We start from the raw sequence: 23,950 nt of genomic DNA, 5'->3' as shown, positions 1-23,950 counted from the left end.
TGATGCAAATCACATGGAAGAAGGTCACTGGAGTTAGTTTATGCGTTGTTTTAATTGGTTATGTTGTGAGTGTCTGGTGGAGTATCGAGCCTGATCCGCTGACGCCACAACAGCTTACTGCCACAGAAAAGAATGTTGTTGGTTATGCGACCACAACCTCTTTGATTATGACCGTTGAAACGCTGCTGGATAAGCAAGGTGGTTGGCTATCGAATGATGTTATGCCACCCTCAATCTTTATGGATAACATGCCCGCCTTTGAGTATGGCGCTTTAGAGCAAGCGCGTGATTTGGCGCTGATTATGCGTAAAGAGTTTAGCCGTTCACAGTCGCAATCTACCGCTGATAAAGATTTGAGTGAAGCGCAGGCTAAGTTAAACATCGACCATACCAGTTGGTTAGTGCCGAGTGCTGAAAGCGAATACCGCGATGGTATTAAGCTACTTAAGTTGTACCGGGCGCGAATGATGGATCCGAATAATCAAGATGCACAGTTTTATGCCCGCGCAGATAACCTTAATGAGTGGCTCAAAGAAGTGCAAAAACGTTTAGGCAGTATGTCGCAACGGTTATCTGCAAGTGTAGGTCAAGAACGTCTTAACACCGATTTAGCGGGGGATAATGCTGCGCGTCAATCAACCCCTAATTTAGCCAGCCATCAGGTGAAAACCAGCTGGTGGAAGATTGATGATGTGTTTTATGAGAGCCGCGGCGCCTCATGGGCATTACTGAATTTTATGCGTGCAGTTGAAGTCGATTTTGCTGACGTGCTGAAAAAGAAAAATGCTGAAGTGAGCCTAAAACAGATCATTCGTGAACTAGAGGCAACTCAGCAAACGGTTTGGAGCCCTGTTGTGCTTAATGGCAGTGGTTTCGGTCTAGTCGCTAATCATTCATTGGTTATGGCTAACTATGTATCCCGTGCAAATGCCGCGGTGATTGATTTAACGAACTTGCTATCTCAAGGTTAATTATGAAAAAAATACTCCTGGCCAGTGCAGTATTAGGCTGCATAATGGCTACATCAGCTCACGCGGCCACTGTGGTTGGTTTTAAAATAGGTGGCGATTATTGGCGCGCCGATACTAGCGGTACTTTTTCCGATAAAGGTCAGCCACAACAAGGTTTTGACTACAGCTCATCAGCGCAGGGTAGCTATTGGTTTGCCGTTGAACACCCACTGCCTTTTGTGCCAAATCTGAAAATTCGTGAAAACAGTCTTGATCAAAAAGGTAGCTTGGCGAACGCTGATTTCAGCTTTAATGGTCATGATTTTAAAGGTAATGTGACCAGTTATACCGATCTGAGCAACACCGATTTTGTGTTGTATTACGAACTGCTGGATAACGATATTTTATCTTTTGATTTGGGCGCAGCTTATAAGTTGATGAATGGCTCTCTGCGTGTCCAAGATGCAGGTCATCCAGAAGAGAAAGACGTAGATAGCGGAATTGTTATGGGGTACGCCAGTACCCATGTGAGCATGCCGGGTTTAGGCTTATTTGGCTTTGCAGATTTAATGCTTGGGGTGAATGAGTCGAATGTACACGATTATGCGGTCGGTTTAGGCTGGCAGTTTGATGGTGTTGCGGTGGATACCCGTGTGCGCGTTGGCTATCGTGAGTTTGCCTTTGATGTGAATAATTTCTCTGGCATTAGTGCTGACTCAAAGTTTGATGGCTATTTCGCTGGCGTCGAAATTGACTTCTAAGTCGTAATTCTGACAATAAAAAACCGCCAATCTTGGCGGTTTTTTTATTGGACAATATTGCTTAACTTATTCAGCTTTTAGGCCGTTGTTAATAGCAATAACATCATCTTCGTTTAATGTACCCGCTGCTTGTTTCAGTGCAACAATCGAGTTGATGTAGCTGTAACGCGCATCTGATAATTTACGTTTTGAGTCGTACAGATCGCGTGTACGGTTCAATACGTCAACAATAGTACGAGTACCAACTTCGAAGCCTGCTTGCGTAGCCTTTAATGCACTTTCAGATGAAATTACAGACTGTTCGTAAGCACGGATAGAGCTGATTGACGCCCCCACGTTGTTGTAGTTATTACGAACGTTTTTCACTACGCTACGGTAGGTTTGTTCCAACTTCTCGCTTGCCTCAACATATTGGAACTGCGCTTCTTTGACTTGTGATGAGACTTTAAAGCCTTCAAAAATCGGAATACTTAAGTTAATGCCTGCGCTCATGTTGTCAAAATCAGGTTCATTCGAATTACCTAATTTTTGCTCTAAACCTTTGCTATAACCAGCATTTAAGCTTAGTGATGGCATATGGCCTGCTTTATAGAGGCTAATGGTCTCTTGAGCGATATCTTTGCCAATACGTTGAGTCATTAGATCGACGCTATTGGTCTCGGCAATTTTTAACCAATCACTAGATGAACTCGGTGCTGGTGTGACTGCTGAGAAGCGGTTAGTGTCGAGTACGTTTAAGGCTTTGTGATCGATACCCGTGATTTCGCGCAGTGCTTCATAACTATTGGCAAGGGTATTTTCTGCCAAAATTTCAGAGGCTGAGGCTAAGTCATATTGTGCTTGAGCTTCATGAACGTCAGTAATCGCAGTTAAACCAACGGCAAAACGTTGTTTAGTTTGCTCAAGTTGACGCTCAATCGCGCGTTTTTCTGCACCTTGGAACTCGTAGTTATCTTTGGCCGTTAATACATCAAAGTAGGCTTTAGTCACGCGAGTGATCAAATTTTGCAGTGCCGATGCATAGGTTGAGTCAGCTTGAGAAGCGGCTTTCTCCGCAAGGCTTAAACCTACCCAAGCACTATGGTCATAAATGACTTGATTGAGCTTTAGGTTGCCAGTCAGGCCGCTGCTATCATCTCAGGATCATTCCATGCCTTGTCATAACCCACGTTTGCACTGATAGTCGGTAACAGTGGCGCACGATTTTGTTCAATCTTTTCAAACAAAGCGTTACGTTGCGCTTGCGCTTGCAACACGAGTGGGTCACTTGTCAGTGCCTGTTGATAAATTTGCAGTAAATCATCTGCTTGAACCGCAGGAGCGGAAGCGGCTAGAGTTAATGCTACGCATAGAGAACGGATCTTAAATTTCATTTGCTGTCCTTATTAGACAAAATCTCCAAAAGGAGAAATATATAACTTCGTTTAGACTAAGTAATGCCTTTACCAAGGCGGTTTGCGCTTCCCGACGCTTCCCGATACAGCTAAAACTTAATGACGTAGAGTCTAAAAACTCCCACACGTTCAAGTCAACTGCGAAGTGTAACAGATTTTATTTAAAAATGAGCCAAATTGCCTTGATAATAGGCGAAAATTTAACTGTTAAGGATAAGATATGAAGCCTCAGGTTTTTTCGCAAACAGATATTGAAATCCTCGAAAAAAAATCGCTATATCAAGGCTTTTTTGCCTTAGAGCAATTTACCTTCAAACATAAGCTATTTGCTGGAGGCTGGAGTCAGCCTGTCACCCGTGAGGTCTTTGAACGTGGCCATGCAGTCGTTGTGCTGCCCTATGATCCTAAGTGCGATAAGGTTGTGTTGATTGAGCAAGTTAGATTTCCTGCATTAGCAACCACTAAATCTCCTTGGCTTATGGAGTTAGTCGCGGGTATGATTGCGCCCGACGAAACGCCAGAGGATGTCGCGCACCGCGAATTGTTAGAAGAAACTGGCTTGACCGCTCGCCACATCCATTTTGTGAGCAGTTATCTTGCAAGCCCTGGTGGCAGTACTGAACGTTTCTATTTTTATTGGGCTGAGGTGGATTCATCACAAGCCCAAGGTTTGCATGGATTAGCTGACGAACACGAAGATATTCGATTGCATGTTGTAGACCGTGAGGTTGCCTATCGCGGTGTCGTTAATGGCGAAATAGACAATGCATCGACCGTTATTGGATTGCAGTGGTTGCAATTAAACTATCAGCAACTGGTTTAGGCTGGAAAAGGTTTGGCGCATTCAACATCACATCAAAAACCGCGTTATCAACCCAACGTGAGCGACTTTTTAGCGCTATGCGGGCGTAACTATGGCTATATGCAAAAGTGGTTGCCACTGGATATTGCTGTGGGTCAATCTTGGCAACTTGAAGGTGAATTTGGTGTATTAGTTATCCGTATTTTAGAAAATACCAAATATACTCAATTAGTTGAAATCTCACGCCCACTACAAATAGTGGAGTTTGTTAATATTCCCAAGGTGTTAGTGAGAATTTATCATGATGCTAAATTAGCAGAAGTGTTAACTGGTCAACAGATTTACCAACTGCGCCCAGTGTATGATTATCCCAATTTACGTATGTATCATAGTGATGAGAAGTACCAGGTAAATGCATTCCTGGGAGAATTATTGAAGATTGGTGGCCAACAACGTTTGGTTTGCCAGTCTTAGAATTGGGTATTCAATGTGCTGAAAGAGGCTATCTCTTACTCTGTAGCTGATGAAAGTGTGCGCATAGTGCAAGTCACCGACCCGCACCTCTTTGCCGATCCTGAAGCTCAGCTACTTGGTGTTAATACCAGCAAAAGTTTGGCCGCGGTACTCAATACGATCCGTGCCGTTAATTACCCTGCGCATCTTATGCTTGCCACAGGTGATTTAAGTCAAGATTATTCCCCTGAGTCCTATCGCCAATTTGTGTCAGCGGTCGCCCCGCTCAATTTACCTTGCCATTATCTTCTGGGTAATCATGATGATCCGCGGATCATGTTTTTGCATATGCAGGGCGAGCGGATTTTTGGCCAGCAACGTATCTTAGTTGGTAAATGGCAAATTTTGATGCTGGATTCCACCGTGAGAGGAAAACCTGGTGGTCATATGGCCGCGAGTCAATTCGAACTCATTGAACAGGCTATAGCCGCACATCCAGACCGCCATACCTTACTGGTGATGCATCATAATCCTATTTTGGTTAATTGTGCTTGGTTAGACCAACACTGCATGGATAATGGGACGGAATTTTTAAAGTGCGTCGCTCAATACCCGCAGGTCAAAGCTTTGCTGTGGGGCCATGTGCATCAACAATGGGATAGCCTTTACGATGGTCCACATGGTGCGTTGCAATTAATGGCGACACCTTCTACTTGTATCCAGTTTAAACCGCAATCGCCTTATTTTGCCCTCGATGGACTGCAACCCGGTTATCGTTTGCTGGAGCTCAAGGCCGATGGTAGCATCAGCACTAATGTGTATCGCGTACCGGGAAATCTGTTTTCCCCCGATAAAGATTCCAGCGGTTATTAACGCGAGTGACCGCAGCTTGAGGAACTATGCTGCTCTATATTCACGGATTCAACAGTTCTCCTTTCTCTGATAAAGCGGTGATGACGGCACAATATATGGCCGAGCATCACCCGTCCGTCACTTTTCATCAGCCACAGTTACCCAATACCCCCAAAGCAGCGATGGCCTTACTACAGCGCTATGTTGAGGAGGCTTTGCAAGCGGGTGAGCCGCTTAACTATATTGGCTCGTCCTTAGGTGGTTATTTTGCCAGTTACTTGGCTGAGCATTATGGTGGCCGAGCCGTGTTGGTGAATCCGGCAGTAAAACCCTTTGAACTGTTTGATGAATTTATGGGGCCGCAATTTAACCCTTATACCGAAGAGCATTATCAGGTATTGCCAGAGCATAAGCAGGAAGTGACTGAATTTAATACGACTGTTATCCGCAATCCCGATCGTTTTTTGGTACTATTGCAAACGGGCGATGAAGTGCTGGATTATCGCGAAGCGCTACATAAATATCATCATTGCCAATTACGGATTGAATCCGGTGGTGATCACAGTTTTGTGGGTTATGAGCGATATCTGCAAACTGTAAGCCAATTTTTACACTTACCTTGACAAATCGTCATCCACAGCCGCAACATGGCCGGATATAACAACCTATAGCGTACACTATGACTAATCAATACACCTCTGACGCCATTGAAGTTCTTAACGGACTTGACCCAGTTAAACGCCGTCCAGGTATGTATACCGATACCAGCCGACCTAACCATTTAGGCCAAGAGGTCATAGATAACAGTGTCGATGAAGCCTTAGCTGGCCATGCCACTAAAATTGAAGTAGTGCTCCACACAGATAACTCGCTGGAAGTCACTGACGATGGTCGTGGTATGCCAGTGGATATTCATCCCGAAGAAGGTATTCCTGGGGTCGAGCTGATCCTGACTAAACTCCATGCCGGCGGTAAATTTTCAAATAAAAATTATCAATTCTCTGGTGGTTTGCATGGTGTAGGGATTTCAGTCGTTAACGCCCTGTCTCGCAGAGTTGAAGTCACTGTGCGCCGAGATGGCCAAGTGTATGATATGGCTTTCGAAAATGGCTTTAAAGTCGAAGATTTACGAGTCAATGGTACCTGCGGTCGGCGCAATACCGGTACTCGAGTACATTTTTGGCCTGATGCGAGTTATTTTGATTCGGCGAATTTCTCCAATTCCAAACTTATTTATTTACTGCGTGCCAAAGCAGTATTGTGCCCCGGTCTTAGAATTAAATTCACTAATAAGCACACTAACGAAGTGCATGAGTGGTACTACGAGAGTGGCTTAACCGATTATCTTAAGACGGCGGTAGGCGATAATATCATGCTGCCGGAAGAGCCTTTTATCGGTAGTTTTAAGGGGCAAATTGAGGCGGCAGATTGGGCTATTACCTGGTTGCCAGAGGGCGGAGAGTCGATCAACGAAAGTTATGTTAACTTGATCCCAACTCCCTTAGGTGGCACCCATGTGAATGGCTTTCGCCAAGGTTTGCTAGAGTCGATGCGTGAGTTTTGTGAGTTTCGTAATCTCATCCCCCGCGGGATTAAGCTCTCTCCTGAGGATATTTGGGATCGCGCAGCCTTCATTCTGTCAGTGAAAATGCAAGACCCGCAGTTTGCGGGACAGACAAAAGAGAAGCTTTCGAGCCGTCAAAGCTCAGCCTTTGTTTCTGGTATCGTGCGTGATGCATTTTCGCTTTGGTTAAATTCGAATACCGAATTAGCCGAGTCATTGGCTGAAATGTGTATTAATAACGCGCAAAAACGCTTAAAAGCAGCCAAAAAAGTCGCCCGTAAAAAAGTCACATCAGGTCCTGCATTACCGGGTAAATTGACCGATTGTAGTGGCCAAGATCCAATGCGCGGCGAACTCTTCCTTGTGGAAGGGGATTCTGCGGGAGGCAGTGCTAAACAGGCTAGAGACCGTGAGTTTCAAGCTATTATGCCGCTACGTGGTAAAATCTTAAATACGTGGGAAGTGGATGCATCTCAGGTATTAGCGTCGCAGGAAGTACATGATATTTCGGTGGCAATTGGTTGTGATCCCGATAGCAATGATATTTCTGAGTTAAGGTATGGCAAAATCTGCATTCTCGCCGACGCCGATTCTGATGGATTGCATATTGCGACTTTACTCTGTGCACTGTTTCTGAAACATTACCGAGTGTTGGTTGAGCAGGGGCATGTTTATATCGCCATGCCGCCACTGTTCCGTATCGATATAGGTAAAGATGTTTATTACGCTTTAGATGAGGCTGAAAAAGAAGGTATTCTCGATCGTATCAGCGCTGAGAATAAAAAAGGTAAAGTTCAAGTAACACGCTTTAAAGGTCTGGGTGAAATGAATCCACTGCAATTGCGTGAAACGACAATGGACCCTAATACTCGCCGTTTAGTGCAGTTAACTATTGATGATGCAGAAGAAACTGATTCTCTTATGGATATGCTGTTAGCTAAGAAGCGTTCACCCGATCGTAAAAACTGGCTCGAAGATAAGGGTGACATGGCGGTACTTTAATGTTGTGCACTATTGCCGATAACAATAACACTTAGGCATAAAGAAAATTACCATGTTGTATATTAAAACGAATAATTATAAATGTTTAAAGGTGTTCTCTGCCTATTGGACCCTACTGGTGAGTCTGGCTTTGTTACCATTCCAGAGCGCTATTGCAGGGTCGCAGTCGATCATGATTACCGTCTCAAAGGGGTTTGGTTTATCGCTCTATGCTTCCGATCTTGGGGATGCCAAACAGATTGCGATGGGGGCAAATGGCACCTTATTTGTCGGCTCCAATAAGAGTGGCACAGTGCATGCGCTTGTTGATAGTAATCAAGATGGTCGTGTAGACAAGCGTTATGTCATCGCCAAGGGGTTAGAGTCTCCCGATGCGATCGCGTTCCATAATGGTGATCTGTTTGTGGCAACTGAAAACCGAATTGTCCGCTTTATTGATATTGAGCAGCGCTTACGCCGTCCAAGTCGTCCTAAAGAGATTTATAGCGATTTACCAGAGTCAGATAAGAAAAGTGCACGAGCGATGAATTTTGGTCCTGATGGCAGGCTCTATGTCTCTATCGGTGCACCTTGTAACGTGTGTGAAGCGAGCGCGCCCTATAGCAGTATTATTGCGATTAATGTGGATACCGGCGCCAGTGAGCAAATTGCGTCAGGTATTCGCGATGTGACAGGTTTTGACTGGTCTCCTCAAGACGGCAAATTGTGGTTTGCCGATCAAGGACGCGATTGGATGGGCGATAACTTACCCCCCGATGAGATTAACCGCATAGATGTGGCGGGCAGCCATTATGGCTTTCCGTATTTACACGCATCATCCGTGGTCGAACCTGCCTATGAAAAGCCAAAAAATTTAAAAATTTCTGTACCGATATACGAACTTCCAGCACACGTTGCGCCAACGGGACTGGCATTTTACCGTGGTAAGCAATTCCCAGAAATCTATCATAACCAATTGTTTGTTGCTGAAAATGGTTCTTGGAACCGTTCAAGCAAAGTCGGTTATCAAATCGTCATGTTGAAGCTTGAGAACCAACAGGTGGTCAGCCGCGAAACCGTAGTGAGTTTTCTCGACGGTGAGTTTCCTGTCGCCCGCCCCTATGGATTATTGTCCGGTGAAGATGGGGCCATGTACATCTCGGATGATTTGAAAGGTAACCTGTATCGACTGTTCTATAGGGATGGCGATAATACTGAAGAACCACAGGAACTAGAAGAAAATGAGTGACGCAATCAAGTTAAGCTTGGATGGCGTAGAGCAGATGCCATTGCGGCGCTTTACCGAAGAAGCTTATCTGAATTATTCCATGTACGTCATTATGGACCGAGCCTTACCCCATATTGGTGATGGCCTTAAACCCGTACAACGACGGATTATTTATGCTATGAGCGAGCTTGGTTTATCGGCTCAATCAAAGCATAAAAAATCAGCTCGTACAGTGGGTGACGTATTAGGTAAGTACCATCCCCATGGCGATAGTGCCTGTTATGAGGCGATGGTGCTGATGGCGCAGCCATTTTCCTATCGTTATCCACTGGTAGATGGTCAAGGAAACTGGGGGGCACCAGACGATCCTAAGTCATTTGCAGCAATGCGTTATACCGAGGCGCGCCTGTCAAAGTTTTCTGAGTTGTTATTATCTGAGCTGGGACAAGGTACGGTTGACTGGGGGGCAAACTTCGATGGCACGTTAAAAGAGCCCAAAGTGCTGCCTGCACGTTTACCCCATATTTTGCTCAACGGGATCACTGGTATTGCGGTGGGCATGGCGACAGATATACCGCCACATAATGCTAGAGAGTTAGTGAATGCCTGCGTTGCGCTTTTGGACGAGCCCAAACTCGACCTTGCGCAGTTGATGGCCTATGTGCCAGGGCCTGATTATCCTACAGAAGCTGAGATCATCACCCCGTCTGCCGATATTGCCAAAATCTATGAAACTGGGCGGGGCTCCTTAAAAGCCCGTGCGGTTTATACTGTCGAAGCCGGTGAAATAGTGATCACCGCGCTACCACATCAGGCGGGTAGTGGTAAGATTTTAGAGCAGATTGCTGCTCAAATGCAGGCGAAAAAATTGCCTATGGTTGCTGACTTGCGTGATGAGTCTGACCATGAAAATCCCGTTCGCTTGGTGATAGTACCGCGCTCAAATCGCGTCGATTGCGATCAACTGATGGCGCACTTGTTTGCGACTACCGATCTTGAGAAAAGTTTTAGGGTAAACCTTAACGTACTGGGCCTTGATGGTCGTCCAAGAGTTAAGGGCCTAAAAGACTTACTCACCGAATGGCTTGAGTTTCGTGTCGATACCGTAAGACGTCGCCTCGAATATCGCCTCGATAAAGTCTTAGCAAGGTTACATATCCTCGAAGCCTTGATGATAGCCTTCCTCAATATCGATGAAGTGATTGAAATCATTCGCTTCCACGATGAGCCAAAGGCCGAGTTAATGGCGCGCTTTAACCTGACGGATAGGCAAGCCGAAGCCATCCTCGAGTTAAAGTTACGTCATTTAGCTAAGTTAGAAGAGTTTAAAATCAAGGCCGAGCAGGATGAGCTTGAGGCCGAGCGTGAGAAATTAGAACAGTTATTAAGCTCAGATCGCCGCTTAAAAACCTTGATAAAGAAAGAATTAATTCAAGATGGCGAAACCTATGGCGACGATCGCCGCTCTCCAATTGTAGAACGCCATGAGTCCCGTGCCTTAACAGAGCAAGAGCTTACCCCGAGTGAACCTGTGACTGTGGTGTTATCAGAAAAAGGTTGGGTGCGTTGTGCTAAGGGCCATGATATTGATGCTGAGTCTTTATCCTATAAGGCGGGCGATCAATATCTCTGTAGTGCCATCGGGCGCAGTAATCAGGTGGCAGTGTTTATTGACTCATCCGGTCGCGCCTTTGCCACCGATAGTCATAGTCTGCCATCGGCTCGTACCCAAGGTGAGCCCATTACCACGCGCTTTAATATGGCATCTGGTGAGACCATGCAGCATGTTATTTTGGGGGAAGACGAGCAATGCTTCCTCTTAGCAACCGATGCAGGTTACGGTTTTATTTGTACTTTCAATGACATGGTGTCTCGTAATAAGGCGGGTAAAGCGCTATTGAGTTTACCGACGAATGCCAAGTCTTTATCACCCAAACCGATTGATCGTAATCGAGAGATGTCTATCCTTGCCATCACCAATGAAGGTCGTATGCTGCTGTTTTCATTAGAAGCATTACCGCAATTATCCAAGGGTAAAGGTAATAAGATTATCGGTATTCCAAGCGAGCGCGCTAAAAACCGTGAAGAGTTAATGACACATTTACAACTTGTGCCAGCAGATACTCCAGTTACCTTGTGGGCGGGTAAGCGCAAACTCACACTTAAACCAAGTGATTTAGAGCATTATCGCGGTGAGCGCGGACGTCGTGGGGCAAAATTACCACGTGGATTACAGCGTGTTGATAGTGTGGAATTAGGCGAAGGTGCTGAGGTCTTGCCTAGCATTTAACTGTTAATTTGAGGCTGCGTAAGAGGTAGCCAGCAGAAGTTATCAAAACCGTTAATCAAAGCCACTCAAGTTTCACTGGAGTGGCTTTTTTATTCTCAGAGTTATGCGCTACAGAGTCACTTTTCTTAAATACAAGGCATAAAAAAACCTACCGCTTGCGGTAGGTTTTTATTAGCGAATATCCGTAAGGATATTAGAAGTCGTAACGTACACCAACAGAGAATACGTTGTCGTCTTGTAGGTCTACTTTGTTACCTGCTACAACATGGTCACCGCTGTACATTGAATATTGGCCGTAAACCATAGTTGATTTAGAGAAGCGGTAGTCAGCACCTACGTTGAAGTTTTGTACGCTGATGTCTGCGCCTTTTAACAGGTTTGTACCAGTGGTAACGTTTTTGTAGTAGTTACCAAAGCCTGTTTCATCAAAGCCGTATTCGGCTTTCAGGTTAACACCGTTTAAAGTGTAAACAACGTTTACAAAGTAAGTGTTACCATCTACTGAGCTATCAGTTACGCTTTCAGAGTTTTGGAATAAACCACCCACTTTGAAATCGCCAAATTTAACTTGTGCTACACCACGGTATGCATCAATACCCGCAATACCTTTGTTATAGGCAACCGCTAAGTAGTAGTTTTGATCTTTGAACTTGCTATCACCCAGAGTTGCACTCAGAGCGTATAAGCTCTCATTGGTCGCTGGAGCTGGTTTGCCATCGATATTATTATCGTTGTTATCATCAAATAGATAAGTTGCGTTTAAGGTCACTAAATCGGCGATTTTTGGTGAGTAGTACCATACACCATCTGCGCTACGAGTTTGTGCGCCAACTAAACGGTCGATATCCGCGTTGGTGTTACCAAATACGTCTACGTTACCTTCAGCTTGTTTAAATACAGTGTCATTACGACCCACTAATACAGTACCTGCATTAGTTTTTAAACCGAGGAAAGTGTTACGTGCTTTGAACACATCACCAGAACCTGAAGTGTTTTCAACTTGGAATTCCATTTGATAAACAACATCATAACCGTTGGCAATCTTTTCAGAACCTTTAACTCCTAACAGAGAGAAGTTATTTTCTAAATAAGTGCCGCCATTGTTTTCATCAGCATAGTTTTTAGTATCAACACCGTTAGTGCCAGATTGTAGAGTTGCACCTGTTTCAGTATTGGTTAATGCAAGCTCTAAACGACCGTAGAAGCTTGGGCCTTCGGCTAGCGCACCGAATGAGGCCAGTGCTAATACTGATGCGACTGATGCAGAGATGAATGTCTTTTTCATGTTTTGTGCTCCCTCGAACCTAAGTTCTTATCCATTTTTCATGGTTTTTGTGTGGTTTAACACATTTGTTACAGAAATCAGTAACAAAGTTGCTGCCGATTCTTACAGTTTTGCGACCTGCAGGCTGTGTCGCAGATCATGTTTTTGGCTCTCCTTGCCCGTATTCGGGGTTTTTTAGGAAATTTCCCTATAGCTTGATCGTAAATCGACGTGAAAGTCATAAAACTGTATTTTTCACATACCACTAAAGGGATAGGTGAAGTGCCATGGCACAAATGAGCCGGCGGGGCTAACTGTAGCATATGCTAATGCTGTCGCAAGTTTGTCATATACGCGTGAGTTGGTGTTATTGGGTACCGAGTACAATAAAAAAAACAAGTAAAGTTACTTTTTAGCAACAAAATACCTGCAAGGCTCTTGTTAAATGCGTTTAAAATCAATTATTTAGTTGATGCTGCTGTTCTATTGTTTAGATATTGTATTAACTCAGCTAGCATAAGCATAACTTCAATGCGATAGCCATGATCCTAGACCATAGTATTAGGACGTATTGACGTTTTGAGTGTGAATTTTATTCGTTCTGGCAAGCTTGTGCTTGCGATACGAGAAATGATTATTGACGAGTAAAGCCGTCAATCAACGTGGGTTTAGCGCTTACATTTGCATTCGTGCAAACATGTCTGCTCAGTGCCTTAGGAAAGCCGAGTGGTTTAATTTAATATCTAGCTGCATCTTTTAGCTCATGGGTTGAGTTTGATTTCGGTTTTTGGCTTAAATCGTTTAGAATCTTCGGCGCATTTTTCATGCATTATGCTGCGTTGGTAAGTGTTTCTCCTCATTCTCGTTGCGGCCGGGTTCGCTAGATATAAATAAGGTAAGTATTGATGACTGAAGCCTATCAAAATCGCTTTGGTGGCATAGGCCGCTTGTACGGGCAAAAAGCGCTTGCGAAATTTGCAGCATCTCATGTCGTGGTAATTGGTATTGGTGGTGTGGGCACTTGGGCGGCTGAGGCATTGGCAAGGAGTGGTATTGGTCAAATTACCTTAATTGATTTAGATGATATCTGCGTGACCAATACTAACCGTCAAATTCATGCGCTTACCTCAACTATTGGCGATTCTAAGGTTGCAGTTATGGCCAAACGGATCCGCGAGATTAATCCTGATTGCCAAGTCAATGAAGTAGAAGATTTTATTACGGTCGACAATCTGGGTGACTATTTACTAGGTTCTCTGTCAGGCGGCAATATTGATTATGTTGTTGATTGTATTGATGCGGTAAAACAAAAAGCAGCGCTTATTGCTTGGTGTAAACGTCAAAAAATCAAGATTGTGACCGTAGGTGGTGCAGGTGGGCAAGTTGATCCAACTCAGATCCAACTGACTGATTTGGCTAAGACCTATCAAGATCCGTTGCTTGCAAAAGTGCGTAATATTTTGCGCCGCGAATATAATTTCTCCAAAAATGTACAACGTCGTTTTGCTGTGGATGCCGTTTTTTCTAGTGAACAGCTCGTTTACCCTCAAGCTGATGGCTCGGTTTGTAGTACCAAAGCCACCGCCGATGGTAGCATGCGGATGGATTGTGCTTCGGGGTTTGGTGCTGTGACTATGGTCACTGGTTCTTTTGGATTTGTGGCGGCGAGCCGTGTCCTTTCTCGGTTGGCACAATTAGCTAACGAATAATCCAATTTGTGTGTTTTATTGTTCTAAATATTTTCAAATAGTGAACTCGTGGTGAGTGGTTATCTTAGGCGCATCGCATTGGTTAAGAGGAATGCGAATGTTAAATTGCGCGCCGCCGAGTGAAGAGTCTGCTTGATAGCTCATTGAACCTTTTAACAAGGTGACTGCATTAAAGGCGGCGGATAAACCTAATCCCGTGCCGCCTTTACTTCTATTGGTGGTAAAGAAAGGCTCGAACATATGTTCAGCGACTTCGGGGGGGATTGCGACGCCATTATTTTGGATGCTGATATTCACAAAACCCTGCTCAATACTGGCGGAGATTTGTATCTGATTATCTTCTCGGTCTTGAAATGCATGGGTATAAGCGTTGGACAATATATTACTGACGATTTGGTTTAATAGACTCACATTAGTTTGAATATTTAAGTTGGGATCGACTTGTAGGTCGGTTTTTGCGTTGAGTTTAGGATGCATTATCAAGCTAGACGCTAAAATCTCTTTAAGCTGCCTTTGCAGATTGATGCACTGATGCTCTTCGTGGCTGCGGTCGATAGCAATAGTCTTGAATTTTTGAATTAGGCTGCTGGCTTTGGTGATATTACGAACTATAAGCTCACAGCTTTGTTGATACTCGTCCAAAATCGCATTGATTTCGTCGAGTGTCGCGTGCTCACTATGGATAAGCTCTATGAGTTCTTCTATATGGTTTAATTGCGCGCTGGCCGCCGTTAAGCAAATACCAATGGGGGTATTAATTTCGTGCGCCACACCAGACACTAACCCTCCTAAGGCGGCCATTTTTTCCTGTTCAACTAACACCTGTTGTGCGCGCTTTAGAGCGGCTAAGGATTGCTCTAACTCTTGGGTTCGCTCTTTAACTTGTCTTGCTAGTTCTTCCTTATAACTACGTTCGAGTTTCAGTAAACGCTCTCTATCTTCTAATGCTGTTTGTAACTCTGCTTTAGAACTTTTCAGTGCTTCAAATGAGTTGCGAAGTTGCCCTTGCATGCTGTTAATCGCATCAGCAACTTGTTTAAACTCATCGATTTTCTCCTTACGTTCAAATTGAAGGGGTTCGAAGTCCGCGTCTAAGTTAATCCGTTTGCAGTATTTACTGAGTTTATCGAGATGTTTAGTGATGTTGTACCAGACTAAAAATAGAATAAATCCAGCGACTAAGAAGGTTTTTATGCCATTGGAGAGTAAAATAAGGATGGCTTTATCGTAAAGGCGGTCATAAATGGCATCCATGTCTACTTGTACTTCTAAAGTACCAACGTTGATATTGTCGGTCGGTGATTTATACACCAGAGGAAAGATTTTATTTAAAGTATGAGTTGGTTTTGGGGTTCCTCCGTTCCACGACTGGCCACTATCATCTTTGATTGAAATGTAGTTAATATCAGGTAGTTGGATGAGACCATTCAGTTGGGTGTTAATCAGTCTTTCATCTATTACCCAAATACTTGCGGCTAATACATCCAGGTTAGCTTTCTCGATATTAGAAAATACCCGATCAATCCGACTAACATCGCCACGATAATCGCTAATGAGTTGGTAGGCTGTCGTCATTAGCGTGATTAAGGAGCTGAATAGCACAATTGACAAGGTGAGGTGCCTACCAATCGGGCTTTTTATAAATTGACTGAAGAATGTCAGCATCTTAAATAATCTTTATCTGATAGCAAGTTGGATGCTTATAAGCATAGACTCAAGCTTAAAAAATTTCGCATGTTATCCCAGTGAAAAATCCCTCAATATTGAATAAAGCAATGGCATCAAACTTGCTTGGGCTTGGCTAAGTTCAATTTTTTGTCACTGGGATAACACTATGATTAAACTCAAATTCGATTCAGTGAAGTTGTTTAACCCTAAGAAGGTAATGTTTCGGGTTATGCTGTGGCTAATGGTGAGTTGTGCAGTTTTATTGGCGATGCCGTCAAATATTCTTACTTTGCTGGCACTGGATAAGTTTGTACCCGAGCACGCACATTTTGTCGGGCTTGGACTTATTATCTCGATCGCGTATTTTTTAACTCAGTTATTGAACTTGGGATTAGATGAGTCGATTCGTCATTTAAGTGATAAGCGCATCACCGAGACCATTGAAGCAAAAGTTAATTTGCTGGATCGTGCAGAGCGAGCATTATTACGAGAATTCTTTTTGCAAGGAGCCACTATTTTGACATTGCCGCAAAACGAACCCGCGGTCAAAAGTTTGCTCAGTGCTTGTATCCTCGAATGTTTAGGTAATGAACGTCATTACGCAATCCAAGGGCCCACAGCAGACTATAAAATTTCGATGAAAGCACGTATCTACTTAAATCGGGGCGTTTTACGTTTACCTGCAGGGGAACCAAGTGAAGAAGAAATGCAACATCTGATTAAAGCGCGCCCGCAGTTTCTCAATGGCTTAGTTCAAAACCGTAAACACGCAGCTTAAGTGTAGCGTTGGCTCTAACGCGAAATTACAGGCATAAAAAATGGGGGTTAATGGAACCCCCATAACAACGTGCAATTTTTACAAGCTACAATGAACAGAATAACAATTTGGAAGCAAAAACTACGATTGTTGCGCTGACTTCACGATAAACATCCAAGTGATATAAGAAATTATCCCTATAGTGCTAAAGATAACGATCATTGAAAGTAAACCAATTGGGTTACCGAACATTAAATCTAACCAAAATGCCATGATTGAAATCCTCTTTCTTGTGAAGTCATCCATACACTAGCGCTCTTACTGTCAGCAAATACTGATCCTGATCAATAAAAAATCGACGTCCTAAAACAATCTTGTAACCAAAGATTAACCCTGTGATCTACCTCAAATTTAGCGGGTGATGAAATTTTATCAAACTCAATCTTTTGGGCTTTGTTTCTTACTTCATTCGGGACTAGTCTTAAGAGTAGTAACTATTAAGTGGTACCAAGAACAAGGTATTTGCTAATCTGTTTTAGCATTGATTGAAGTTAGACTGCATTTTTGAAGGAGCCAAAAATGGCTAGCACCACTGTTAAAAGGGGCACTATGGGATATGGTATTATTTTCGCTCCCATGGTCTTACTTTTATATCCCCTTTATTGTTTGCTTAGTAGCGCGCATTGGGTTGCAACCTTATGTTTAATTGCACTTGCCCTTATTCTATTTTTTAACATTAACAAACTTATCCGTAATCTGAGGCACCTCGAGCGTGCGGCTCATCACTTGGGTGACGGTGATTTGAGTTACCAGCTTGATGAGAAAGATGCGGGAGTGTTTCACACTGTCGTTCACAGCATCAATCGCATGGGCGAAGATGTGAGTCGTACTATTCTATCTCTAGTTGATACCAGCGAATGGATGAAGAAGGTCGCCACCGACATCAAGACGATTAGTGAGCAGGCAAAACAAGGCGTTCTGGAGCAAGAACGTCAAACCGAGCTTGCGGCAACGGCCATGACCCAGATGGTTTCAACCGTACAAGAAGTGTCACACAATGCGGCTAATACCGCGCAAGCCGCTGATATTGCGCAGACTTCAGCTAAACATGGTGATGAAGTCATGGGCGCTATTGTCAATAAAATCAGCGATATGACGTCGCAAATTCACCAAACAAAAGCAGTGATTGAGCACCTAGCTGCCGATACGAATAGCATTAGCAGCATTATTGAGACTATCTCGCAAGTGGCCGAACAAACCAACTTATTGGCTCTTAATGCGGCGATTGAGAGTGCTCGAGCGGGTGAGCATGGCCGTGGATTTGCGGTTGTTGCCGATGAAGTCCGTAATTTGGCAAAACGTACCTCAGAGGCGACCGCTGAAATTCAACAGCAGATAACCGCATTACAAAAGGGCGCTCAACAAGGGGTTGAAGTGATGTTAAAAAACGTCACTATCGCCGATGAAACCGCCTTGATGGTAGAGAAAGCGCACCAATCTTTGGGGGAAATTGTCACTCACGTTGAAAGCATTACTGATATGTCTCATCAAATTGCCACTGCATCGGAAGAGCAGCATGCCGTTGCAGAGGAAATTAACAAAAATATCAACGCGATGACTGAATTAGCGTTGAAAAATGCACATCATACTAATCTAACCAATCTATCTAGTCTTAAGGTTTATAATATGTCTCAGGAGATTGGTTCACTGCTACATCGTTTCCATGTGGATAAGCAGCTATTTACCTCTAATCAAGCCCAAAGCCAACTATTTGTAAAATGGGGGCCAGAACTTGATATCGGTATGCCGGAGATTAACCGCCAGCATCAACGCTTAGTCTCTCTTGTTAACGAATTGCACCGTACCTTAAGCGAAGCCTATGGCCTCGAAGCGATTAAACGGATTGTTCAAGGACTTGTGGATTACACCGCGAATCATTTTTCCTATGAAGAAGAACTGTTTGCACGCTTTGGTTATCCTCAAACAGCTGGACATAAAGAAAAGCATGCTCAACTTGTCGGTCAGGTGCTGGATTTCCAGAAGCGGGTAGCGAGAGGTGAAGATGTTGCCGATGAACTTATGGCATTTTTAAAATCCTGGTTAGTTAACCATATACAAAAAAGTGACAGGGAATACGCGCAATTTTTGCTTTCCCACGGAGCTGAGTAGAATCAGGCGTGATAAATGTCTTCTTATCGAGCTATGTAGGGCTTTAATCCTATATAAGACTGATTTTTGAGCGGTTAAAACTAATTTGCCACCCAGCCTTTCAAAAGGGCTTGCCATTGTCAAAGGCAAAGGTATAATTCCCAGCACTTAGAGCCAGCTAGTTGTTTTTGTTAGCTCTAAATCTTGATGCCAGAGTGGTGAAATCGGTAGACACAGCGGATTCAAAATTCACTGTGTTACAATATCAAATTCACTAAGCTGTTGATTAAAAATGTTAATTGAAAATGATTAACACGCAAAGACGATGCAAAGATTTGCAAAGTTTTTGAAGCTCCAAAGTTGTGCCAGAGTGGTGAAATCGGTAGACACAGTGGATTCAAAATCCACCGCCCTTAAAAGCGTGACGGTTCGAGTCCGTCCTCTGGTACCATACAAATAGCCGACATTAAGTCGGTTTTTTTGTATCTAAAATTCAGCATTGTTAGATACTTACCGCTTTATGTCCAGCTTTTTGTTGGTACACACATGCCCTTCAAGATCCACCACTCTGCACATACCGATCTAGGTTAGATCTTTAATCGTCGTGGTTTTCCCATTCTCCATTACCGACTTGATCCCGTTGTCCCTTGCTGCGGTACTCGAATACATTTGGCTGGTGCCAATGATCTGATGGTTCGCAGCTTTTAGGTTGAAGTACGGCTTATCGTTTTTCGCCACTTCTTTGGTATATCGGGCTTCGATAGGGGCGTTGGTTTGAACGGATTCGATACCATTCATGGCACCACTCTTACCCGTGTAGAGTTCGCTGGTGAGGATGACTTCTCCGTTACCAGCCTTAAGCACAAACTTAAATTGATCGTTACTGCTTTTGCTTAATTCATACCATCCTGACATGGGGTTGCTCCTTCTTCTTTAAGGCATTGCATAGCGCAAGCGAGGAAACCATTTCCTGCTCGTGCCTCAGTCTAGTCGACTTTATCTGGTTTGATATATGCCGATGCCACATTTTTGAGTGTTTTGAAGGTTAGTCCGTCGAAATGCTGACATTAAAAACGTCCATTTCTTGCCAGTAACAGAAGAAGTTTTGCTCCCAAATGGGGTAAAGCTCTGCTGCCGCTTCAATCACTAACAAGCCACTAATGGACTGAAACACGCCGCAGCTAAAGTCAAAGTCCAACTCTTTCACTAATTCCCATTGCCCCGCATAGCCGACATAGCAAAAGTCGGTGATGTAGCATAACTGCCATTGGTCAGCACCTTTCTCTAGCCTGATTTCCACAGGATGAAAGCCGCCTGTTTGTGGGCTGTAATCGGGGTCGCGAAAGTTAATGGTGACAGCGTTGCTATCAATATTTTTCACAAGCTCTGCCAGTGCTTGGGCAAAGACAGGTGACACGGGTAATGGTAGGTCGGTATTCATGGTTTTCATTATTTAACCCTCAAAAGTGGTAAAACAAAGGGGGCATCATGTCCCCCTGTTGTTGGTATGGAATGTGGGTGAGGTGAGTTGTCACTTACTTGGTTTGGTGGCCTGTTTCTCGGTGTTAGCTGATGTCTTATCGGTTTTGGCCTTCTTGCCTATCTTGGGTGCAGGGGCGAGTAACTGCTCGTCTAACTCGCCTTTCTCCACGGCATCAATGACCACCTTAATGACCGCTGGCAAGTTGGCCTTTTCACCCACATCAATAGCAGGGCAGCCTTTTTCCAGTTCGATGGGTTTGTTACTAATCCGCACTTCAAAGTAGTAGTGCTCGTTGCTGTCATAGAACCAAGGTCGGACGATGTAACGGCGGCGAATTTTCTTACGCTCGCCAGTCTCTGGGTCTTTAACCGAACGCTCTTTGTAGGCTTCAAATTCACGGCCTTCAATCATGCATTCGGCTAGAGACAATTGCTGGTCTAGCTTGTCGAGCAGCTTCATTCGTTTGCCGAGCACAGGTGGCTTAGGGGCAATTTCAGGGCGAGCGATTACCTTGAGAGAACTCAATACAGTGGTCATGGTGTGTTTCCTTTAGTGGGTGTTAGCGGATAAATCCGATACGGGGTTGCCCTTGTTTACGGCTGTTCTCGGTGGTGAGTAGCGCAAGGGCGATTGCGCGGTGGTCGCGCTTGGGTTCAAAACGTTGGCGTCTTGCTAAGATGGCAAAGTCGCCGGGCGTTAACTGGTTTAGGCTGTTTAGGGTTGAGACTTCTTCATGGGTCAGGCGTTTAATGCCAAGGACTTGCCTATACAGCGCTTGGCGTTGGTCATTCGTTAAATAATCACACACCAACTTGAAATCAAATCGGCGCATGACCGCACCATCAATACTTGCAAGGGCATTGGTTGCTGCGAACACAGGTAGAGTGTTGCACTCAAGCTGAGATAGCAGTTCGTTAACGAGCTGGACTTCATGCAGCGCTTGAGCGCTATCGCGTTTGCTGAGCAAGCTATCGACTTCATCAATGAGCATCAGCTTTTGCTGTTTGTGCGCTTCTCTGAAGAGCCTAGCGATGTTCTGCTCGCTGTCCCCGACATACTTACTGAGTACATCAGAGCATTTGATGTGCATCAGCTCAAAGCCGTGGGTTTCAGCTAAGTGATGTACCCATGCTGTCTTGCCTGTACCAGGGGGACCACTCAGCATCACCCTAATCGGCATGGCCTGCTTAACCGCATGATTAATTGAGGCCAACATATCATCGGTAGTCATACTTGCTGCATCATCACCGCCTTTGAAGTTGACCATGTTGCTATCAAACGCAAGCTCCCCTTGATACTTTGGCGGTGGCGCTTCTTCACCACAGGCTTCTAGGGTGGCATCAATCACTTCATCGATAAGGACTTCCGCCTTGGCTCCTTTGAGCTTGAGTGTCATCGCCACATGGGCAGCATTACCAACCATGGCGGGGGTGACATTAGGCTTTTCTGCCAGTAGCAGGTGATAGTCCTGTGATACCTTAAGCGGTGTTAGTAAGTGCTCATTGATGGCATAGGCAAAGGGTTCATCGGGTACAGGGACTTCCATCACCAACTTAAAACGGCGAATAAAGCTGGGTTCTAACAAGCCAACATGGTTGGTAATCCAAATCGCAGGGACAGGGTTTTGCTCTAACGCCTGCATCAACTGTTCTTTGGAATACTGTTCATCGGCTTGCACAAATAACGCTTCACACTCATCGACCAATAACAAGCTGTCATTGCTGTGAGCCAGTAGACCTTGTAACAAGTTCAGGTGAGCAAGCCGTATGCTGGTTGCCTTTGCGATGTTGTCATTTCGGTATTGGCTCTCGATTAACTGCTGACTTTGGACTTCCAGTAGATTGCGCTTAATCGTCTTTGCCAATGTCCGAGCCAGCTCAGTTTTACCTGTACCCGCTTTACCATAGAGCAGGATATTGACGCCTACCGAGGGCTTTTGAGTGATGGCCGCAAGGTAGTTAGCCAGTAAGTCAGTGTTCACATGCCCAAATTGCGACAAGCTAAATTGTGCCTCGGGGCTTTTGCTGAGCATGGGGGCTAAGAAGTCGACCGCGCTCGTTAACTTCTGCGACACTAAAATGGATACCAGTACGCTTGGGAACAGCAATCGGTAAGGTGCATCCAAGGTTGCTTCTGCAATCAGTTGATAACGCTCGAACACCGCCAACTGCGACAGGATGACCTCTAAATCGAGGGTTGTCTTAGCCTGTAGCATGCGTTCTAGTACATCAAAGTCATCATCAATCAGGAACTCGGTTAACTCCCTGAGTCCGGCATTGGCATTGATGACAATCAAGAACTCAACTACAGGTTGCATCTGCGGCATTAAGCCAAACAACTGACCAAGAAACTGCGCATTATGCTTAACCGTTGCCGTGTTGAGCGGTGCACGGTCTTTGCTCGGTAGTTTGAGTGATGCATCTTCTAGGCTAAGGCGTAGAAACGGCTCCATCTGCTCGCCTGTGATTGCGCCCAGTATTGAGGATGGCACCGCTTTATCGACGGTAATGAGGGCAAAAATCAATGCTTCACTAAACTGCGAGGCGAGGTAGTGGCAATGATTGGCGCGCCATTTACGGGGTGATTTTGCACGCTTTAGCATCTTGTTTTCCCGCCCCGTTCGTTCGGTGCTGACACATAGTTCAAGGTGGCAGCGGCTTCACGCATAAAGGCATCACTGCGCTTGTCATAAATGGTGGTGGTACTGATATCCGCATGGCCGGCCATTTGGCGCACGGTGTTGATATCAACGTTTTGCTCCAGTAGTCGAGTAATAAAGGTGCGGCGTAAATCATGGGGTGATGCTCCTACTACGCCGATATCTCCCAGCTTATCTTTGACTAACCGATAGAGTGCATCCCGACTCACGGGGCGGTAATGGACCATAATGCCAGTCGTGCGACAGTGGCAAATGAGTGGTCCCGACTGCATCTTGCGCACGTTGAGCCAAGCGATGACATGCTGTTCAACCCAATCGGGTAAGAACAGAATGCGGCTCTTGTTGCCTTTACCTGCAACCACCTTAATCGTTGACGTTGCACTGTCATAATCGGCGAGCATCAGTGCCGCAAGCTCACTACGGCGCAACCCCGTTCCGAGGAACAGCGCAAAGATAGCTAATGTGCGAAGCCCATACGTGTCTTGGCGTTTGGAAAGTAAGGTGAGCAGCTTGGTGACTTGCTCAGCACTCAGGGGATTGCCCTGATGGGCACCGTGTTTCATGTTAGCGATGCTATTGATATGCGCGACTTGCTGCATATCCGCTTCACCCATTAAGGCCGCGACTTTGACGATACTCTTAATCGCTGTCATCGCACGGTTAATCGAGCGTGCCGACCACTGCTCATGGATTAGCAATGCCCGTATCTGCATCGCTTGTTGATAGTTAATGCTGCTGAGTTGCTTGCCTATCGTTGCGTCAGGCCAGTCCATCAGCTGTGCAATGCTGCGCATCTGCGAAGCAATTGAGCGCTGACTGTTGGGTGCAAGACGGCTCAAATAGAGCGCATAAGCAGTCGCTGTAGTCATAGATAACTCCAGTAAGAATAGATTGATATGTTGCTAGGGGATTGAAACAGAAGGGAATAGTGATACCACACTGTAAGAGTATGGTATCACAAGTGCGGCTAAACTTCAGCCGATGTTT

The 23,950-nt window shown here is 44.8% G+C and carries 20 protein-coding genes, 1 tRNA gene and 1 pseudogene; 13 read left to right on the top strand and 9 right to left on the bottom strand.

Going from position 1 to position 23,950, the window contains the following annotated elements:
* Positions 1 to 2 precede the first annotated feature (2 nt).
* Positions 3 to 971 (top strand): DUF2333 family protein, encoded by a 969-nt coding sequence (locus ACUZ8J_RS17525; protein ID WP_037422138.1) that lies wholly within the window; start codon positions 3 to 5, stop codon positions 969 to 971.
* 2 nt (positions 972 to 973) lie between these two features.
* On the top strand, positions 974 to 1,711 hold the full coding sequence (locus ACUZ8J_RS17520) for a TIGR04219 family outer membrane beta-barrel protein (RefSeq protein ID WP_037428021.1): 738 nt from the start codon (positions 974 to 976) through the stop codon (positions 1,709 to 1,711).
* 66 nt (positions 1,712 to 1,777) lie between these two features.
* On the opposite strand, the pseudogene tolC reads toward ACUZ8J_RS17520, so the two are convergent.
* Positions 1,778 to 3,084: pseudogene (gene tolC / locus ACUZ8J_RS17515) on the bottom strand (outer membrane channel protein TolC).
* Between the two features lie 241 nt (positions 3,085 to 3,325).
* Here tolC and nudF point away from each other — a divergent pair.
* Genes nudF through parC form a run of 7 tightly spaced genes read left to right on the top strand, consistent with a single transcriptional unit; the run spans position 3,326 to position 11,275 of the window.
* Positions 3,326 to 3,928, top strand: a complete 603-nt coding sequence (nudF, locus tag ACUZ8J_RS17510; RefSeq protein WP_301413532.1) for an ADP-ribose diphosphatase — start codon at positions 3,326 to 3,328, stop codon at positions 3,926 to 3,928.
* A gap of 12 nt (positions 3,929 to 3,940) precedes the next feature.
* Complete coding sequence (locus ACUZ8J_RS17505; RefSeq protein ID WP_037422150.1) at positions 3,941 to 4,381, top strand: DUF1249 domain-containing protein; 441 nt, start codon at positions 3,941 to 3,943, stop codon at positions 4,379 to 4,381.
* A 15-nt stretch (positions 4,382 to 4,396) separates the two neighbouring features.
* On the top strand, positions 4,397 to 5,233 hold the full coding sequence (cpdA, locus tag ACUZ8J_RS17500; protein ID WP_446694496.1) for a 3',5'-cyclic-AMP phosphodiesterase: 837 nt from the start codon (positions 4,397 to 4,399) through the stop codon (positions 5,231 to 5,233).
* 26 nt (positions 5,234 to 5,259) lie between these two features.
* Positions 5,260 to 5,835 (top strand): YqiA/YcfP family alpha/beta fold hydrolase, encoded by a 576-nt coding sequence (locus tag ACUZ8J_RS17495; RefSeq protein ID WP_069454281.1) that lies wholly within the window; start codon positions 5,260 to 5,262, stop codon positions 5,833 to 5,835.
* A gap of 56 nt (positions 5,836 to 5,891) precedes the next feature.
* On the top strand, positions 5,892 to 7,778 hold the full coding sequence (gene parE, locus ACUZ8J_RS17490) for a DNA topoisomerase IV subunit B (protein WP_342183196.1): 1,887 nt from the start codon (positions 5,892 to 5,894) through the stop codon (positions 7,776 to 7,778).
* Positions 7,779 to 7,830: 52 nt separating this feature from the next.
* Positions 7,831 to 9,006 carry a PQQ-dependent sugar dehydrogenase gene (locus tag ACUZ8J_RS17485; RefSeq protein WP_330081550.1) on the top strand — a complete coding sequence of 392 codons (1,176 nt, stop codon included), beginning with the start codon at positions 7,831 to 7,833 and terminating at the stop codon, positions 9,004 to 9,006.
* Positions 8,999 to 11,275, top strand: a complete 2,277-nt coding sequence (gene parC / locus ACUZ8J_RS17480) for a DNA topoisomerase IV subunit A (RefSeq protein ID WP_446694495.1) — start codon at positions 8,999 to 9,001, stop codon at positions 11,273 to 11,275. Before ACUZ8J_RS17485 ends, parC begins: the two co-directional genes overlap by 8 nt.
* A 193-nt stretch (positions 11,276 to 11,468) precedes the next feature.
* Here parC and ACUZ8J_RS17475 read toward each other — a convergent pair whose 3' ends face one another.
* Entirely contained in the window at positions 11,469 to 12,560 is a 1,092-nt protein-coding gene (locus tag ACUZ8J_RS17475; RefSeq protein WP_446694494.1) for a porin, read from the bottom strand.
* An 884-nt stretch (positions 12,561 to 13,444) separates the two neighbouring features.
* On the opposite strand from ACUZ8J_RS17475, the gene tcdA reads away from it, so the two are divergent.
* Positions 13,445 to 14,248, top strand: coding sequence for a tRNA cyclic N6-threonylcarbamoyladenosine(37) synthase TcdA (tcdA, locus tag ACUZ8J_RS17470; RefSeq protein WP_282633210.1), 804 nt, complete (start codon positions 13,445 to 13,447; stop codon positions 14,246 to 14,248).
* A 33-nt stretch (positions 14,249 to 14,281) separates the two neighbouring features.
* Here the strand turns inward: tcdA and ACUZ8J_RS17465 are convergent, their stop codons facing one another.
* On the bottom strand, positions 14,282 to 15,913 hold the full coding sequence (locus ACUZ8J_RS17465) for an ATP-binding protein (RefSeq protein WP_037428009.1): 1,632 nt from the start codon (positions 15,911 to 15,913) through the stop codon (positions 14,282 to 14,284).
* A 169-nt stretch (positions 15,914 to 16,082) separates the two neighbouring features.
* On the opposite strand from ACUZ8J_RS17465, the gene ACUZ8J_RS17460 reads away from it, so the two are divergent.
* Entirely contained in the window at positions 16,083 to 16,694 is a 612-nt protein-coding gene (locus tag ACUZ8J_RS17460) for a superinfection exclusion B family protein (RefSeq protein ID WP_047540754.1), read from the top strand.
* A 120-nt stretch (positions 16,695 to 16,814) separates the two neighbouring features.
* Here the strand turns inward: ACUZ8J_RS17460 and ACUZ8J_RS17455 are convergent, their stop codons facing one another.
* Positions 16,815 to 16,946: a DUF3149 domain-containing protein gene (locus tag ACUZ8J_RS17455; protein ID WP_011715898.1), complete on the bottom strand. Its 132-nt coding sequence runs from the start codon at positions 16,944 to 16,946 to the stop codon at positions 16,815 to 16,817.
* Positions 16,947 to 17,252: 306 nt separating this feature from the next.
* Here ACUZ8J_RS17455 and ACUZ8J_RS17450 point away from each other — a divergent pair, with 306 nt between their 5' ends.
* Positions 17,253 to 18,842, top strand: a complete 1,590-nt coding sequence (locus ACUZ8J_RS17450) for a bacteriohemerythrin (protein WP_140906611.1) — start codon at positions 17,253 to 17,255, stop codon at positions 18,840 to 18,842.
* A 343-nt stretch (positions 18,843 to 19,185) separates the two neighbouring features.
* Positions 19,186 to 19,272, top strand: a tRNA-Leu gene (locus tag ACUZ8J_RS17445).
* A 131-nt stretch (positions 19,273 to 19,403) separates the two neighbouring features.
* Here ACUZ8J_RS17445 and ACUZ8J_RS17440 read toward each other — a convergent pair.
* The 5 genes from ACUZ8J_RS17440 to ACUZ8J_RS17420 form a co-directional block, all read right to left on the bottom strand.
* Positions 19,404 to 19,736 carry a YegP family protein gene (locus ACUZ8J_RS17440; RefSeq protein ID WP_446694493.1) on the bottom strand — a complete coding sequence of 111 codons (333 nt, stop codon included), beginning with the start codon at positions 19,734 to 19,736 and terminating at the stop codon, positions 19,404 to 19,406.
* A 130-nt stretch (positions 19,737 to 19,866) separates the two neighbouring features.
* A complete protein-coding gene (locus ACUZ8J_RS17435) occupies positions 19,867 to 20,271 on the bottom strand; it encodes a DUF2787 family protein (RefSeq protein WP_446694492.1) in 405 nt (134 codons plus the stop codon).
* A gap of 81 nt (positions 20,272 to 20,352) precedes the next feature.
* On the bottom strand, positions 20,353 to 20,841 hold the full coding sequence (locus ACUZ8J_RS17430; protein ID WP_282679900.1) for a hypothetical protein: 489 nt from the start codon (positions 20,839 to 20,841) through the stop codon (positions 20,353 to 20,355).
* A 22-nt stretch (positions 20,842 to 20,863) separates the two neighbouring features.
* The gene (locus ACUZ8J_RS17425) at positions 20,864 to 22,906 is read right to left on the bottom strand and encodes an AAA family ATPase (RefSeq protein WP_446694491.1); all 2,043 of its coding nucleotides are present in this window, start codon (positions 22,904 to 22,906) and stop codon (positions 20,864 to 20,866) included.
* On the bottom strand, positions 22,900 to 23,832 hold the full coding sequence (locus ACUZ8J_RS17420) for a tyrosine-type recombinase/integrase (protein ID WP_446694490.1): 933 nt from the start codon (positions 23,830 to 23,832) through the stop codon (positions 22,900 to 22,902). Before ACUZ8J_RS17420 ends, ACUZ8J_RS17425 begins: the two co-directional genes overlap by 7 nt.
* Between the last annotated feature and the right edge of the window lie 118 nt (positions 23,833 to 23,950).

It is taken from the genome of Shewanella sp. Koi 1 (genome assembly GCF_052907445.1).
This window is presented reverse-complemented; position numbering and strand designations above follow the sequence as displayed.